The organism is Sphingopyxis sp. KK2, assembly GCF_001990265.1.
Lineage (GTDB): Bacteria > Pseudomonadota > Alphaproteobacteria > Sphingomonadales > Sphingomonadaceae > Sphingopyxis.
The window spans coordinates 1-14,915 of the sequence record NZ_LYVN01000103.1; the positions used below are offsets into that span (position 1 = coordinate 1).

The 14,915-nt window shown below is 64.9% G+C and carries 10 protein-coding genes and 1 pseudogene; 8 read left to right on the forward strand and 3 right to left on the reverse strand.

Going from position 1 to position 14,915, the window contains the following annotated elements:
- The first annotated feature begins 56 nt into the window (after nucleotides 1-56).
- The 7 genes and pseudogenes from B1A78_RS15680 to B1A78_RS15715 all read left to right on the forward strand — a co-directional run bounded on the left by B1A78_RS15680 (nucleotide 57) and on the right by B1A78_RS15715 (nucleotide 10,016).
- A complete protein-coding gene (locus tag B1A78_RS15680; RefSeq protein ID WP_077147862.1) occupies nucleotides 57-767 on the forward strand; it encodes an adenylate cyclase in 711 nt (236 codons plus the stop codon).
- Between the two features lie 70 nt (nucleotides 768-837).
- On the forward strand, nucleotides 838-1,827 hold the full coding sequence (nadA, locus tag B1A78_RS15685) for a quinolinate synthase NadA (RefSeq protein ID WP_077147863.1): 990 nt from the start codon (nucleotides 838-840) through the stop codon (nucleotides 1,825-1,827).
- 1,038 nt (nucleotides 1,828-2,865) lie between these two features.
- Nucleotides 2,866-3,129 carry a GlsB/YeaQ/YmgE family stress response membrane protein gene (locus tag B1A78_RS15690; protein ID WP_077147864.1) on the forward strand — a complete coding sequence of 88 codons (264 nt, stop codon included), beginning with the start codon at nucleotides 2,866-2,868 and terminating at the stop codon, nucleotides 3,127-3,129.
- A gap of 122 nt (nucleotides 3,130-3,251) precedes the next feature.
- Entirely contained in the window at nucleotides 3,252-3,524 is a 273-nt protein-coding gene (locus B1A78_RS15695) for a GlsB/YeaQ/YmgE family stress response membrane protein (protein ID WP_077147865.1), read from the forward strand.
- A gap of 331 nt (nucleotides 3,525-3,855) precedes the next feature.
- A pseudogene (locus tag B1A78_RS15700) lies at nucleotides 3,856-5,027 on the forward strand (efflux RND transporter periplasmic adaptor subunit).
- Nucleotides 5,028-5,068: 41 nt separating this feature from the next.
- Complete coding sequence (locus B1A78_RS23160) at nucleotides 5,069-8,674, forward strand: efflux RND transporter permease subunit (protein ID WP_256838630.1); 3,606 nt, start codon at nucleotides 5,069-5,071, stop codon at nucleotides 8,672-8,674.
- 61 nt (nucleotides 8,675-8,735) lie between these two features.
- Complete coding sequence (locus tag B1A78_RS15715; RefSeq protein ID WP_372236888.1) at nucleotides 8,736-10,016, forward strand: DUF445 domain-containing protein; 1,281 nt, start codon at nucleotides 8,736-8,738, stop codon at nucleotides 10,014-10,016.
- Here the strand turns inward: B1A78_RS15715 and B1A78_RS15720 are convergent.
- Complete coding sequence (locus B1A78_RS15720) at nucleotides 10,013-10,804, reverse strand: NAD(P)-dependent oxidoreductase (protein WP_077147866.1); 792 nt, start codon at nucleotides 10,802-10,804, stop codon at nucleotides 10,013-10,015. The two genes, B1A78_RS15715 and B1A78_RS15720, sit on opposite strands and share 4 nt — an antisense overlap.
- A gap of 47 nt (nucleotides 10,805-10,851) precedes the next feature.
- On the opposite strand from B1A78_RS15720, the gene pepN reads away from it, so the two are divergent.
- On the forward strand, nucleotides 10,852-13,446 hold the full coding sequence (gene pepN / locus B1A78_RS15725) for an aminopeptidase N (RefSeq protein ID WP_077147867.1): 2,595 nt from the start codon (nucleotides 10,852-10,854) through the stop codon (nucleotides 13,444-13,446).
- Between the two features lie 51 nt (nucleotides 13,447-13,497).
- On the opposite strand, the gene B1A78_RS15730 is transcribed toward pepN, so the two are convergent.
- A complete protein-coding gene (locus B1A78_RS15730) occupies nucleotides 13,498-14,220 on the reverse strand; it encodes a hypothetical protein (protein WP_077147868.1) in 723 nt (240 codons plus the stop codon).
- 220 nt (nucleotides 14,221-14,440) lie between these two features.
- Nucleotides 14,441-14,915, reverse strand: a 475-nt coding sequence (locus tag B1A78_RS15735) for an ABC-type transport auxiliary lipoprotein family protein (protein ID WP_077147869.1), incomplete at its 5' end; no start/stop codon positions are given.

Genomic DNA, 14,915 nt, shown 5'->3' on the forward strand with positions numbered 1-14,915 from the left:
GCGCGCGGGGTTTGCTGCGCTAGTCATGCCGTGCAACCAGCCTGGGGGGCTATGGCATGGCGACGGCGGCGGCGGTGATTCCCGCGGAGCGGTTCTGGCAGCGCATGGCGATCGGCCTCGCGCTCTTCATCATCTTCGGTTTTGCGCAATTCGCGCTGCGTGGGTTCGTCGATCCTTGGGCGGCACCCTTCTGGGTCCACCTGCATGGCGTCGCGATGCTTGCCTGGCTCGCGCTGCTGATCGTCCAGCCGACCCTGGTGTCGCGCGCCAATTTGCCGCTGCACCGGCGCTTGGGGTGGATCGGCGGCGGGCTTGCCCTGGTCATCGCCGGACTCGGCATCTTTACGGGGCTCGCCTCGCTCGTGCTCGAACGCTTTCCGCCCTTTTTCTCGCCCCCTTATTTTCTCGCGCTGACCACGGTCGAATCGCTCGCCTTTGGGGCAATGGTCTGGTGGGCGGTGCGTCGGCGGGTGTCGACGCAATGGCACCGGCGGCTGATGATCGGCGCGACGATCATCATCCTCGAACCCGCGCTCGGACGCCTGCTGCCGATGCCGCTGATGATCGGGTGGTCGGACATCCCCGTCGCGCTCTGCCAGCTCGTCGTCGTCAGCATCGTCGCGCTCCACGACCGCCGCACCCTCGGCCGCATCCACCCGGCGACCAAAGCCGTCGCCGCCATTGTCATCGCGGTGCGCGCCACCATCTATCTCCTGTCGCTGGCGCCGCCGGTGATCGCGCTGGCCGCCCGGCTGACGGATGGCTGACGCGGCGAATTGCCCCGCTGGCAGGTGACGTGTAGAGGGGCCGCAAATTCCTGCATGACAAGGAAGCGTGATGACTGCCCCAATCCGTGAAAATCTTGCCGGCCTCGACCTGCGCGCCGAAATCGAGCGGCTGCGCAAGGAACGCAACGCGGTCATCCTCGCGCATTATTACCAGAAGCCCGAAATCCAGGATCTCGCTGATTTCGTCGGCGACAGCCTCGAGCTGTCGCGCAAGGCGGCCGACACCGACGCCGACGTCATCGCCTTTTGCGGCGTCAAGTTCATGGCCGAAACCGCGAAGATCCTGAGCCCCGAAAAGATCGTCATCCTGCCCGACATGGATGCAGGGTGCAGCCTCGAGGACAGCTGCCCGCCCGAACAGTTCAAGCGGTTCCGCGAAAAGCACCCCGACCATATCGCGCTGACCTATATCAACTGCTCGGCGGCGGTGAAGGCATTGAGCGACATCATCGTCACCTCGTCGAGCGCCGAGATGATCATCAGCCAGATTCCGCCCGAACAGAAGATCATCTTCGGCCCCGACCGGCATCTCGGCGGCTATCTGAACCGCAAATTCGGGCGCGACATGCTGCTGTGGCCCGGGGTGTGCATCGTCCATGAGGCGTTCAGCGAGACCGAACTCTTGAAGCTCAAGGCGCAGCACCCCGGCGCGCCGGTCGCGGCGCACCCCGAATGCCCGCCGCATATCGTCGATCACGCCGACTATGTCGGGTCGACGAGCGGCATATTGCAATTCGCCAAGACCTTTCCGTCGGACACTTTGATCGTCGCGACCGAGCCGCACATCATCCACCAGATGGAACTGGCGATCCCCGAAAAGACCTTCATCGGCGCGCCCGGGGCCGACGGCAACTGCAACTGCAACATCTGCCCCTATATGGCGCTCAATACGATGGAGAAGCTCTACTTCGCGCTCCGCGACCTCCAGCCGCGGATCGAGATGGACGAAGAGCTTCGCCTCGCCGCGCGCAAGAGCCTCGACCGGATGCTCGACATGGCGTCGGGAACGGTGGGCAAGGGCGATCTGGGCCGCGCCTGAGTCGCGTTCGAAAAGACCGAGTCGCGGGGGCGAGTCGCGACCGGCTTTTCAAAAACCGAATCCGAAAATGCTGCAGCCTTGTTACAAAAATGCTGCACCGAATCCGCTAATTGCTAATGCCGGACTTATCCACAGTCGGCGGCGCAATGGCAGGCGTTTTGCTGCAATTTCTGTTGGCGCCGCCGCCGACTCATGACAGCTTCCAATTATCGGACGACGGAGACGACGGACCGCCGGGACAGGAAGGCAGGTTGCAAGACCAGCCGGAAAAGAACGGGCCGGAACGACGAAGAAGTGGACCGATACCCTGGTCACGGAACGCAGCGATTCCCACGAGTTGAGGCGAACCCGACCGGGACAGGAAATGCAGTCCATCGCTTGGACAGCGACTGCTTCGGCAGACGCAAGAAGAGATGATGAAGGGCTTTCCAGGTGCGGCCGGCCCCCGAAAGGGGGCCGACCAAACCATCGCCGGATAGCTCCGGACCGCGCCGCAAGCGTCGTTTTGCGGGCCGCCGATCGCAAGAGAAGCGGACCGGGATGAAGGCAAGCGGGAAGCGACCGGAAGGATACCGGATAGTGGGGGTTGGCAGCGATGCCGGCCCCCATTTCGTTTGCGCGCGCTGCGGATCGCAAGGGCGGGTTTCGCGTCCACCGGCGCCTCGCTCCCTCTTCAGGCTTCGCTTGCTCCTGACGGAGCAAGCTGCGCTATCCTCTCGCTCAAGGGGAGAGGAGGTTATGTCCGCTTCCCACACCGAAGCATCCTTTCCGTAATCTTCACCAAAAAATCTCCGGCCTGTGATGGCTGTCACACCGTCGTCAAGCGGGGCTGCTTATTCCTGCCCCTGCGACCCGGAGAAGTTCCCGAACGGAACGGATCCCACTTTCCCGGCCGCGCCCTCGCGGGCCGGCCGGGAACCTTTTTCTCCCCGGTCGATTGTGCTGACACCAACGCAAATCAACGGCCGGGCGGCTCCTTTGTCGCCCGAAAACACTTCGTCTGCGCACCCCGCAGGTCGGGCAAAAAGGGAGTCTGTCATGGGTATCATCATCACATTGATCGTCGGCGGCATCATCGGCTGGCTCGCCAGCATCGTCATGCGCACCGACGCACAGCAGGGCATCATCCTGAATATCGTCGTCGGCATCTTGGGCGCCTTCCTCGGCAATTTCCTCGGCGGCTTCTTTGGCATGGGGGCAAGCCTCAGCACCTTCAGCCCGATCGGGCTGCTTTGGGCCTTCATCGGTGCGGTCGTGCTGCTCGGGCTGATCAACCTGGTGCGGCGCGGAAGCGTTCGCTGACCGCGCGGGGGCGGCGGCCAGGCGGCGTCGCCATATCGCTAGGTGGTTTCAGGGATTTGGTTTACCTTTCTGATTGTCCGGTAACAGTCGGGCACCAGTGAAGGATCGTAGGGGTCATAATCATGGATTTCATCATCGCAATCATCATGGGTGGCGTTATCGGCTGGCTCGCCAGCATCGTTATGCGTACCGATGCCCAGCAGGGCATCCTCCTCAACATCATCGTCGGTTGTCTCGGGTCGATCCTCGGGCGCTTCCTGTTCGGACGCTTCCTCGGCGGCGGCAGTCTGCGCGCGGGCGATTATTTCGATCCGATGACCTTGTTGTCGGCCTTCCTCGGTGCGGTGGTCCTGCTGGCCATCGTCAATCTGGTGCGACGCGGCAAGGTTCGCTGACGCGACGCGCATAGCCGATCCGCACCGGGTCGGTTCCAAAAAGGGCGGTCGGCGCGATCCGGCCGCCTTTTTTTGTCATTGCGGTCCGGCCCGGACTTAGCCCAAGCCGCTGGAACTTCACGGCGAAGGCGCCTATGAGGCGCGGCGCCGCGAGCGGCGGTGTCGCCCGCGTTTCCCCCTTGTCAGGGGTGATTTAATTGGGTAACACACCGAGAAGAATGGCGAAGGTTCCGGCGTCCCCCGAGGGGTGCGGGACCGGACGGCCCTCGCATGCCATGGTTGGGGCGGCACAGAGGAATTTGGCGTGAACTACGAGCGGAAAGTGGACGGGATGGACAGCCTTGCGGGCTATGAATATGCGCCGGACAATCGTCGGCGCCGGATGCTGCTGATCATTGCGGTCGCACTGATCCTCGCGGCACTCGCCGCCGCCTATTTCGCCTTTTCGGCGGGCAAGGGCGATGGTGCCGCCACCGCCGCGGGCGGTGCCGGCGGCCCGTCGGGCGAGAGCATCCCGAACATCACCGTCGTGATCCCGGGCAAGCAGTCGGTCCAGGCCCAGATTTCGGCGAACGGCACGATCGCCGCGCGGCGCGAAATGCCCGTCGGCGTCGCGGGCGAGGGCGGCCAGGTCGTCCGCGTCCTCGTCGAACCCGGCCAGTGGGTCGGCGCGGGGCAGACGCTGGCGGTGATCGACCGCTCGGTCCAGGCGCAGCAGGCGGCGGCGCTGTCGGCCTCGATCCGCGTGGCGCAGGCCGACGCCGATCTGGCACAGGCCGAGCTGACGCGGGCTGAATCGCTCGTCTCGCGCGGCTTTATCTCCAAGGCCGACATGGACCGCAAGCGCGCGACCCGCGACGCGGCCAATGCGCGCGTCCGCGTCGCGCAGGCGCAGTATCAGGAAGCCACCGCACGCAACAATCGCCTCAACATCGTCGCCCCGGCGGCGGGGCTGGTGCTGACGCGCCAGATCGAGCCCGGCCAGATCGTGAGCTCGGGCAGCGGCGTGCTGTTCCGCATGGCGCGCGGCGGCGAGATGGAGATGATGGCGCAACTCGCCGAAGCCGATCTGGCGCGCATTGCGGTGGGAACGCGCGCGACGGTCACCCCCGTCGGGACCAACCTCAATCTCGCGGGCCAGATCTGGCAGGTGTCGCCGGTGATCAATCCCGACACGCGCCAGGGCATGGTGCGTATCGCCTTCCCTATACGGCGGCACTGCGTCCGGGCGGCTTCGCCGATGCGCGGCTGATCTCGGGATCGGCCGAGGCGCCGCTGCTTCCCGAAAGCGCGGTCCAGAGCGGCCCCGAAGGCAGCTTCGTGCTGATCGTCGGCAAGGGCAACAAGGTCGAGCGCCGCGCGGTCAAGGTCGGGTCGGTGTCCGATGCGGGCGTCGCCATCGCGTCGGGCCTGACGGGCAACGAACGCGTCGTCGTGCTGGCGGGTGCCTTCCTGAACCCCGGCGATACGGTGAAGCCGGTGCTTCAGAAGACGTCGAACTGATTTCCGGCTTTGCCGGGCGTGCGCACAAGGGCGTTTGAACCATGAGCTTCCGTAACATTTCCGCCTGGTGCATCCGCAATCCGGTGCCGCCGATCGTGCTGTTCGTGCTGCTGCTGCTGGCCGGTGTCGTCAGTTTCAACCGCATGGACGTGAACGACAATCCGGACGTCGAATTCCCTGCAGTGCAGGTGCTCGTCGCCCAGCCGGGTGCCGCGCCGACCGAACTCGAAACGCAGGTCACCCAGCGCGTCGAGGCCGCGGTGCGCGCGGTCAGCGGTGTCGAGGACATGTCGTCCTATGTCGGCGAGGGCAGCAGCAGCACGATGGTGCAGTTCGCGATCGGCACGCCGATCGACCGCGCCTATAACGACGTCAACCAGGCGGTGCAGCAAATCCGCAGCGACCTGCCCGACGGGATCCTCGAGCCGCAGGTGGTGCGCGTCGATTTTTCGGGTGGTCCGATCACCTATTTCGCGGTCGAGGCGACCGACATGACGCTGGAGCAGCTGTCGTGGTTCGTCGATAATACTGTTGCGAAGGATCTGCTTTCGATCCCGGGTATGGCACGCGTGCGCCGCTCGGGCGGGGTCGATCGCGAAATCCGCGTTGTGCTCGATCCCGCGCGCATGCAAAGCTATGGCGTCACGGCGAGCCAGATCAACCAGCAGCTTCGCCAGGTCAACGTCAATGCCGCGGGCGGCCGGACCGAGATCGCAGGCTCCGAACAGGCGGTGCGCGTGCTCGGCAACGCAGGGTCGGCGAACCAGCTCGGCAACTACCAGTTGTCGCTCGGCAATGGCCGCACGATCCGCCTCAGCGACGTCGCGACCGTGACCGACGGCTATGCCGAACAGCGCAACCTCGCCAAGATCGAGGGCCGGCAGGTGCTGTCCTTCTCGATCGAAAAGGCGAAGGGCTCGTCGGACGTGACCGTCCATGACGAGGCGATGAAGAAGCTCGCCGAGATCAAGAAGAACAACCCCAAGGTCAATTTCAAGATCCTGTTCACGCGGACCGAATATACCAAGGAACAATATCGCAGTTCGATGCTCGCGATGATCGAGGGCGCGATCCTCGCCGTCGTCGTCGTCTTCCTGTTCCTGCGCGACTGGCGTGCGACCCTGATCTCGGCGCTCGCGATCCCGCTGTCGGCGATTCCGACCTTCTGGTTCATGGACATGATGGGCTTTTCGCTGAACGGCCTGTCGCTGCTCGCGCTCAGCCTGGTTGCGGGGGTGCTCGTCGACGATGCGATCGTCGAGATCGAGAACATCGTCCGGCATATGCGCATGGGCAAGACCGCCTATCAGGCGTCGATCGACGCGGCCGACGAAATCGGTCTGGCGGTGGTCGCGACGACGATGTCGATCGTCGCGGTGTTCCTGCCCGTCGCATTGATGCCCGGCGTGTCGGGGCAGTTCTTCATCCAGTTCGGCATGACGATCGTCTTTGCGGTGCTCGTCAGCCTCGCGGTCGCGCGCATGATCACGCCGATGATTGCAGCCTATTTCCTGTCGGCACAGGGCGAGCAGGATCATGCGTCGGGGCCGTGGGTCGACCGCTATGAAAATCTCCTGCGCTGGACGCTCGACGACAGCAAGCAGAAGGCAAAGCGTGCCACCTATAACTTGTTGCCGGTCCGGCTGAAGTTCCTGATCCTGCCGCTTGTCGTCGCGGGTCTCGCATTCTTAGCCTTGGTCGCGATGTATTTTCAGCCAGTTCCGCCAGGCGGTGATGCACCCAATGCGGCGCTCCATTTTCTGTTGCTCACGCCGATCGGGACGGTCGTCGCCTATGTGTTGGCCTCGCTTCTTATGATCAGCGTCGCCGCAATGGCTTGGGCCAGCGTCAATGCGACGCTCAAGGAAATAGTCATAGGTTATGTGCGAGCCGCTCTGGTCTTCGCCGGAGTTGCTGCGTGGCTGCTCTTGTTCAAAGAGCTATCATTTCAGAAGGCGATCATTTTCGTTGTCGGCGGAATTCTCTTCGCGATGGTCGTCGGTGCGCTGGGTTGGCTGCTTCAGCTTGTTTTCCGCCTGGGTAGCTGGCCGATCGCTTTTTGGAGCAAGTCTTTTTCCCAGCGCGCCTGGGCTCGACTATTTGATCATCGGACCTGGATCGTGGGAATTGGAGTGTTGGCTCTTTTCACGACCTATATCCTCGGCAAGAACCTGCCGCAGCAATTCCAGCCGACGATCAACAGCGATTACAGCCAGATCACCTATGAGCTGCCGCCCGGCTCGACGCTGGCGCAGAGCGAGGTGATCTCGAACCAGATCAATATGATCCTGATGGCCGACAAGAATGTCGAAAACGCCTTTTACGACGTCAACGTCGGCGGCGGCAGCGTCTATATCACGCTGAAGAAAGAGCGCGAGACAAGCAGCGTCGACTGGGAGCGCACGCTGCAGCCCGAGATGGCGGCGATCCCGGACGCGCGCGTGTCGTTCCAGAGCCAGGCGGGAGGCTTTTCGGGCCGCGACATCAGCTTCATCATCGGCGGCGACGACCCGGTTGCGCTCGAAAAGCATGCGCTGCAGATCGTCAAGGAAATGAGCGCGCTCAAGGAAGTCCGTGGCGTGCGGATCGAGGGTGACATTCCGCGGCCCGAGATCATCATCAATCCGCGCATGGACCTGGCCGCCGATCTTGGCGTGACGACGGCCTCGCTCAGCCAGACGATCCGTATCGCGACGCTGGGCGACATCGACCAGAATGCGGCGAAATTCTCGCTGTCGGACCGCCAGATCCCGATCCGCGTGCTGTTGTCGGAAGATTCGCGCCGCAGCCTTGCGACGCTGGAAAACCTGCCGGTGCCGACGACGCGCGGGACCACCGTTCCGCTGAAGTCGGTTGCCGAGATCAGCTTCGGCGCCGGGCCGACCGAACTCCGCCGCTACAACCAGACGCGTCGCATCGTGATCGGTGCCGATCTGGTGAAGGGGCTGGTGACCAGCGACGCGCAAACCAAGATCGACGCCTTGCCCTCGGTCAAGAATATGCCGCAAGGCATTCGCAAGATCGTTCAGGGCCAGCAGAAGTTCATGGAAGAACTGATCGTCAACTTCTTTATCGCGGTCGTTGCCGGGCTGGCGCTCGTCTTCTCTACGCTGGTGCTGCTCTATCGCCGCTTCCTGTCACCCGCGGTGAATATGTCCTCGCTGCTGCTTGCGCCGCTGGGCGGTCTGTTGGGGCTGTGGATCGTCGGCATGGAAATTTCGATGCCCGTCTATATCGGCATATTGATGCTGCTTGGCATCGTCGCGAAGAATTCGATCCTGCTGGTCGACTTCGCGATCGAAGAGATGGATCAGGGCATCGAAAAGAAGCCCGCTTTGCTCGACGCCGGGCGCAAGCGTGCGCAGCCGATCGTGATGACGACAATCGCGATGGTTGCGGGTATGGTGCCGACAGCTATCTCGTTGTCGGGCGACGGGGCGTGGCGCGCGCCGATGGGGGTGGTCGTGATCGGCGGCCTCATCCTGTCGACGCTGCTCACGCTGCTGATCGTTCCGGCGGGCTTCAGCCTCGCCGACAGCATCGAAAAGCGCCTTGGCCGTTTCTTCTCGCGCAACCTGCTGACCTATCGCAAGGGCGACGACACCAAGCCGCACGGCCTGCCGTCGGAGCCGCATCCGGCGGAGTAGGCGTCGGGGCACGGGCGCGGCGACGGTTGCAACCTTTGCCGCGCTTCGCCATTGAACCGCCATGACGGATGACAATCCAACCCGGTCCGCCCACCCCCTGCGGGTGGGCGTTGCCGTTCCCACGGGCGGGCTGAATATCCGCGCTGTCGCGACGGGCATGCTTGTCGTCATGGCGATCGTCTTCGTCAGCGCGAAATATTTCCAGGATGTCCATCCGGCGGTCGGCTTTGTCCGCGCCTTCGCCGAAGCGGCGATGGTCGGCGGGCTCGCCGACTGGTTCGCGGTCACCGCATTGTTCCGCCATCCGATGGGGCTGCCGATCCCGCACACCGCCATTGTGCCGCGTAACAAGAACCGCATCGGCGACACGCTGGCGCGCTTCCTGCTGACCAATTTCCTGTTACCGCGGCTGATCGCGCGCAAGATGCAGAGCGTCGACATCGCGGGCGCGGTCGGCAAATTCCTGTCGCAACCGGGCGAGGGCGGCGGCCGGCTCAAGCTCGGCGCGTCGCGCATCATCGCCGACGGTCTCGGCGCGCTCGACCAGCAGCGCCTCGGCGGCATGGTCAAATCGGCGATCGCCGACCGGCTGCGCGAACTCGATGTCGCGCCGCTGCTCGGGCAGGCGCTACAGGCCGCGCTCGCCGAAGGACGGCATCAGCCCTTGCTCGACGCGATGGTCAAATGGGGTTCGAAGACGCTCGAACTCAATGCGCATCTGATCCACCAAATGGTCCACGACAATTCGAACGCGATAGTGCGCTTCACCGGGCTCGACGAGAGCATCTCGAACCGCATCGTCGCGGGGCTCGGCAAATTGCTCGCCGAGATGGCCGAAGAACCCGACCATCCGCTGCGCCTGCGCGTCGAGGAAGGGCTCGCCAAGATGTCGCTCGACCTCCAGCATGATCCCGAAGTGCAGGCGAAGGTCGCGCGCGTGCGCGACGAACTGCTCGAGAACAAGGCGGTCAAGCGCTGGCTCGACGGCCTGTGGGAACAGGGCCGCGGCGCACTGCTCAAGGCGGCGCGCGATCCCGATACGATGCTCGCCGGGCGGCTCGGCGAACTGGTCACGCAGTTCGGTGCGATGCTGGGCGAGGATGCGCATATCAAGCGGACGCTCAACCGCTACGCGCGGCGGGCGGTCGTCGGCGCGGTCGACAGCTATGGCGAGACCGCGCTCAAGCTGGTGTCCGACACGATCCGTAGCTGGGATGCCAAGACGATCACCGACCGGCTGGAAAATGCGGTCGGCGACGACCTGCAATATATCCGCATCAATGGGACGCTGGTCGGCGGGCTGGTGGGCGTGCTGATCCACACGGTCGACGTGCTGCTCTAACGGCAGGCGGCCAGCCCCTCGCGAAAGCTCGGATAGCGCGGCGTCCAGCCAAGCAATCGCTTGGCACGCTGGTTCGCGACGCGGCGGTTTTCGGCATAGAAGGCGCGTGCCGCCGGGGACAGGCCGGCCTCGTCCAAGGTCTGGAGCGGCGGCAGCGGTGCGCCGAGCATCGCGCAGCCCCATTCGACGAGCCGGTTCTGGTGGCACGGCTCGTCATCGGCGAGGTTATAGACCCCCGGCGGTCCGCGGAACGACGCCATGACGCCACCCGTGATATCATCGACATGGACGCGGCTGAAGACCTGGTCGGGCAGCGCGATGCGGTGGGTGCGGCCTTCGGCGATGCGGTCGAGGATCGAGCGGCCGGGGCCGTAGATGCCGGGCAGGCGGAAGACGCGCATGTCGCCGCGCAGAGCCTGCCAGGCGGCATCGGCGGCGTTGCGATCGGCGCGGCGGCCCTTGACCGGCGCGCTTTCGTCGACCCAGGCGCCGTCCGCATCGCCATAGACACCGGTGGAGGAGAGATAGCCGACCCACCCGGCGGGTGCGAGCGCGATCGCCTCGCCGTAGCGCGCCAGCACGGGGTCGGCGCCGTCAGCGGGCGGCACCGACGACAGGATATGCGTCGCCGAGCGCAGCGCCGCGAGCACCGATGCGTCGTCGGCGAAGGCGATCGTGCCGCCGCGCCCGTCCTGCGTCGTGCCGCTGACATCCCAGCCGCGCGCGGTCAGGCGTTCCGCCAGATGACTTGCGGCAAACCCCAGCCCGAAAATCAGCATATGTCCCATGGCGCGCCTTATTGCGCAGGCGATCCCCCAAGCCTAGACCCGCTGACATGACCGATGCCTCCTCGACGCCCGCCATCCCCGTCACGATCCACCGCGCCGACTATCGGCCGCCCGAGTGGCAGGTCCCCGACGTCGCGCTCGATTTCGCGCTGGGCATCGACGAGACCAAGGTATCGGCCAGCCTGTCGGTCGAGCGTCATGCCGATACGCCCGTCCCGCTGACGCTGCGCGGCGATGCCATCACCCCGGCCGAGGTGCGCGTCGATGGGGCGGTGTGGAACGACTGGCACATGCAGGGCAGCGACCTGATCGTCGACCTCGGCGAGCGCGCGCGCGCGACGGTCGAGGTCGACACGGTCATCAACCCTGCGGGCAACAGCGCGCTGATGGGCCTGTTCGCGTCGAACGGGATGCTGTGCACGCAATGCGAGGCCGAGGGGTTTCGCCGCATCACCTTCCATCCCGACCGCCCCGACGTGATGAGCCGCTACAGGGTGCGCATGGCGGGCGACAAGGCGCGCTTCCCGATCCTACTGTCGAACGGCAATTGCGTCGAGCAGGGCGACGGTGAAGGCGGCACGCATTGGGCGCTGTGGGAAGATCCCTGGCCCAAGCCGAGCTATTTGTTCGCGCTGGTGGCGGGCGACCTGGTGGTCAATCGCGACAGCTTTACCACCATGTCGGGCCGCGAGGTCGAGCTTGGCATCTGGGTACGCAGCGGCGACGAGGGGCGCACCGGCCATGCGATGCAGGCGCTCAAGGACAGCATGGCTTGGGACGAGCGCGTCTATGGCCGCGAATATGACCTCGACCTGTTCAACATCGTCGCGGTCAGCGATTTCAACATGGGAGCGATGGAGAACAAGGGGCTCAACGTCTTCAACACCCGCTACATCCTCGCCGACGCCGACACCGCGACCGACCTCGATTACGACGGGGTGCAGGGCGTGGTTGCGCATGAATATTTCCACAACTGGTCGGGCAATCGCGTCACCTGTCGCGACTGGTTCCAGCTCAGCTTGAAGGAAGGCTTCACCGTCTTTCGCGACCAGAGCTTTTCGGCCGACATGGGGTCGCCGCCGGTCAAGCGGATCGAGGACGTCCGCCTGCTCCGCGCCGCGCAATTTCCCGAGGATGCCGGGCCGCTCGCGCATCCGATCCGCCCCGACAGCTTTCAGGAAATCTCGAACTTCTACACCGCGACCATCTATAACAAGGGCGCCGAGATCATCCGGATGATGGCGACTTTGCTCGGGCCGCAGCGCTTCCGTGCCGGCACCGATCTTTATTTCGAGCGCCACGACGGCGAGGCCGCTACCTGCGAGGATTTTGTGCGCGCGATGGAGGAGGGCGGCGATATCGACCTGTCGCTGTTCCGCCGCTGGTACGAACAGGCGGGGACGCCGCGGCTGACGCTGGCGCTCGCCGAGGAGGGTGGCGACTGGTTCCTCGACGTCGCGCAGACGGTGCCGCCGACGCCGGGTCAGCCCGACAAGCAGCCGATGCTGATGCCGCTGCGCCTCGCGGCGTTCGCGATGGACGGCAGTGGCGCAGCAATGCCCGACACGTTGGTGACGCTGACGGGCGTGAGCCAGCGCGTCCCGCTCGGCCAGTTCGACGCGCGGCCGGCGCTGTCGGTCAACCGCGGCTTTTCGGCTCCCGTGATCGTCGATTATGTCCGCGCGCCGGGCGAATTGGCCTGGCTTGCGGCGCATGATGACGATCCGTTCGCGCGCTATGAGGCGTTGCAGCAGTTGATGCTCGATACGCTGGTGGCGGCGGTGTCGGGCGAGGCGGCCGACCATGCGGCGGTGATCGACGCGGTTGCGGGCACGCTTGCCGGACGGGTCGAGGACCCGGCCTTCGTGGCCGAGGCGGTGCTGCTGCCGAGCGAAGCCTTTGTCGGCGACCAGATGGTGACGGTCGATCCCGATGCGATCCGCCGCGAGCGGCTGGCGTTGCAGGCGGCGATCGGCCGCGCGCTCGAAGGCGAGTGGCGCGATATTCTGGCAGGTGCATGCCCGCCCGCAACCGACCTGTCGCCCAACGCCAAGGGGCGTCGCCGCCTGCGCGGGGTCGCGATCGCCTATCTCGCCGCGACCGGCATTGCCGATGTGCCGGCGCTGGTCTTCGACATCTTCTCGAACGCCGACGGCATGACCGAGCGGCAGGCGGCGCTCGCGACGCTGGCGCATGGCGACAGCGACGAGCGCGTGGCGGCGCTCGACATCTTCTATCAGCGCTATCGCGACAATCCGCTGGTGCTTGATAAATGGTTCCAGGTGCAGGCCTGGTCGCTGCGCCCCGACACCATTGACGCGGTGAAGGACTTGGCGGGGCATCCCGACTTCACGCTGGCGAACCCCAACCGCGTGCGCTCGCTCTATGGCGCGCTGACCGGCAACCAGGCGGCATTCCATCAGGCCGACGGGGCGGGCTATCGCCTGATCGCCGACCTGGTGATCGCGCTCGACCCCAAGAACCCGCAGACCGCCGCGCGGATGATCCCGCCGCTCGGTCGCTGGAAACGCTTCGACGACAAGCGCGCCGCGATGATGAAGGCCGAGCTCGAGCGCATCCTCGCGCAGCCGGGGCTGTCGCGCGATACGACCGAGCAGGCCAGCAAGAGTTTGCTGGGGTAGCCGAATTTGTCGAGTAAGGCGGTGGTGCAGGGCGGCCGCCCGCGATTATCCTTATATTCCGGCGATGCGCTCGGCGGCTTCGGCTGCGATCCTCCCCGTGTCGGTGTTGGCGACATCCTCGGCATTGCTGATCGCCCTTAGCTGCTCGGCGGCTTTTTGAGCGGTGTCGGCATAGCCGGCGGACTGCGCGACCGTCGCAACTTCTTTCAATTTTTCGACCACTTCGCGGGCTTCTTCAGGCAATTGCTGGGCGGTCTGCGCAATGTTGTCGATCGCCTTCTGTGCTGTCGCCTCGATAAGTTTTTGTCCGCTGGCAGGCATCGTATCGGCAGGATTCTGTACCATCGCGGCCTTGAGATCGTCGGCGGCGTTGGCGACGACCCTGACGTCATCGCTCATTGCCTTACCGGCAATTGCGTCCAGTTGCTTTTCGACCTTTTCCGTCTGTCGACCGACATTATCGACGGCCGACGTCAGAACGGAAGGAAAAGCGAGCCCGCACAGGAGCGAAAAGAAGAAGAGTTGATGCGCATCGTCTGTCTTGGCGTTGGACAGGACGAATACGGTAATTCCCGCCGCCGCCGCGCCCAACAGCGGGGCCCAGAGATATTGGAGTGGAGGGGGGTCGACGACCGCGGGTCTCAGCTTTGCCACAACCGGTTGTAGAAGGCCGCCGACGGCGCCGCCGGATATGACGACCCAGATCGCCCATGCCGCCAGAGCCTCCTGCCACGAAACGGGCTGTGTGATCGCGCTCAGTATCAGAAACGACATCGAAGGCTCTCCCCACCGAGAACGTCCGCGCGTTATAGGCGACGTATTCCGCAACAGTCAGGAGAGGTTGCATCCACAACGGAGGGTTCGAAGCCCGAATTGGCTATTTCGGTACGGAAGGTCGGTGCAATTGCCTGTCACTGATGGCGAAATGCGTGGTGCCAGATCGGCGATTTCGTGGCGTTCGCCGACGAATGCCAGCTGGTCCTTGTCGGAAAACCTATTCTCCCAGCCACCCGGCAACGTCGACCGCGACCTTGTTCGCGGCCCGTTGCAGCGCCTCGCCGACCGGTTTGGCCTCGATCACCCCGCCGAGGCTCTCGCGTGCCTCGAAGCGGCGCTGGGTAACGCTCTTGCCGCCCGCGGCGACGAGCATCGCCTGATAGACGACGACCGCTTCGCCCGTGCGTGCATCGACGCCGAATTCCATCAACTGGCCCGCGAGTTGTTCGCCTGGCGCAGTTAGATACTGGCCTTCGTCGAGGACGACGCGGCTGGTGCGCGCGGCGACGGTTTCGCTGATCAGCCGCTGGAACAGCCGCTGCGGCGCCTCGACCCACTGCGCGTCCTTGACGTAAGCGACGCTCGATCCGTCCTGCTGCACCGGGATGCGCTGGGTGCGCAGCTTTTGCGGCGCGGTCGGGATGAGGATGGTGAGCGTCGCGGCTTCGCCAGCTGTGCGTGCGGGGCCGGCG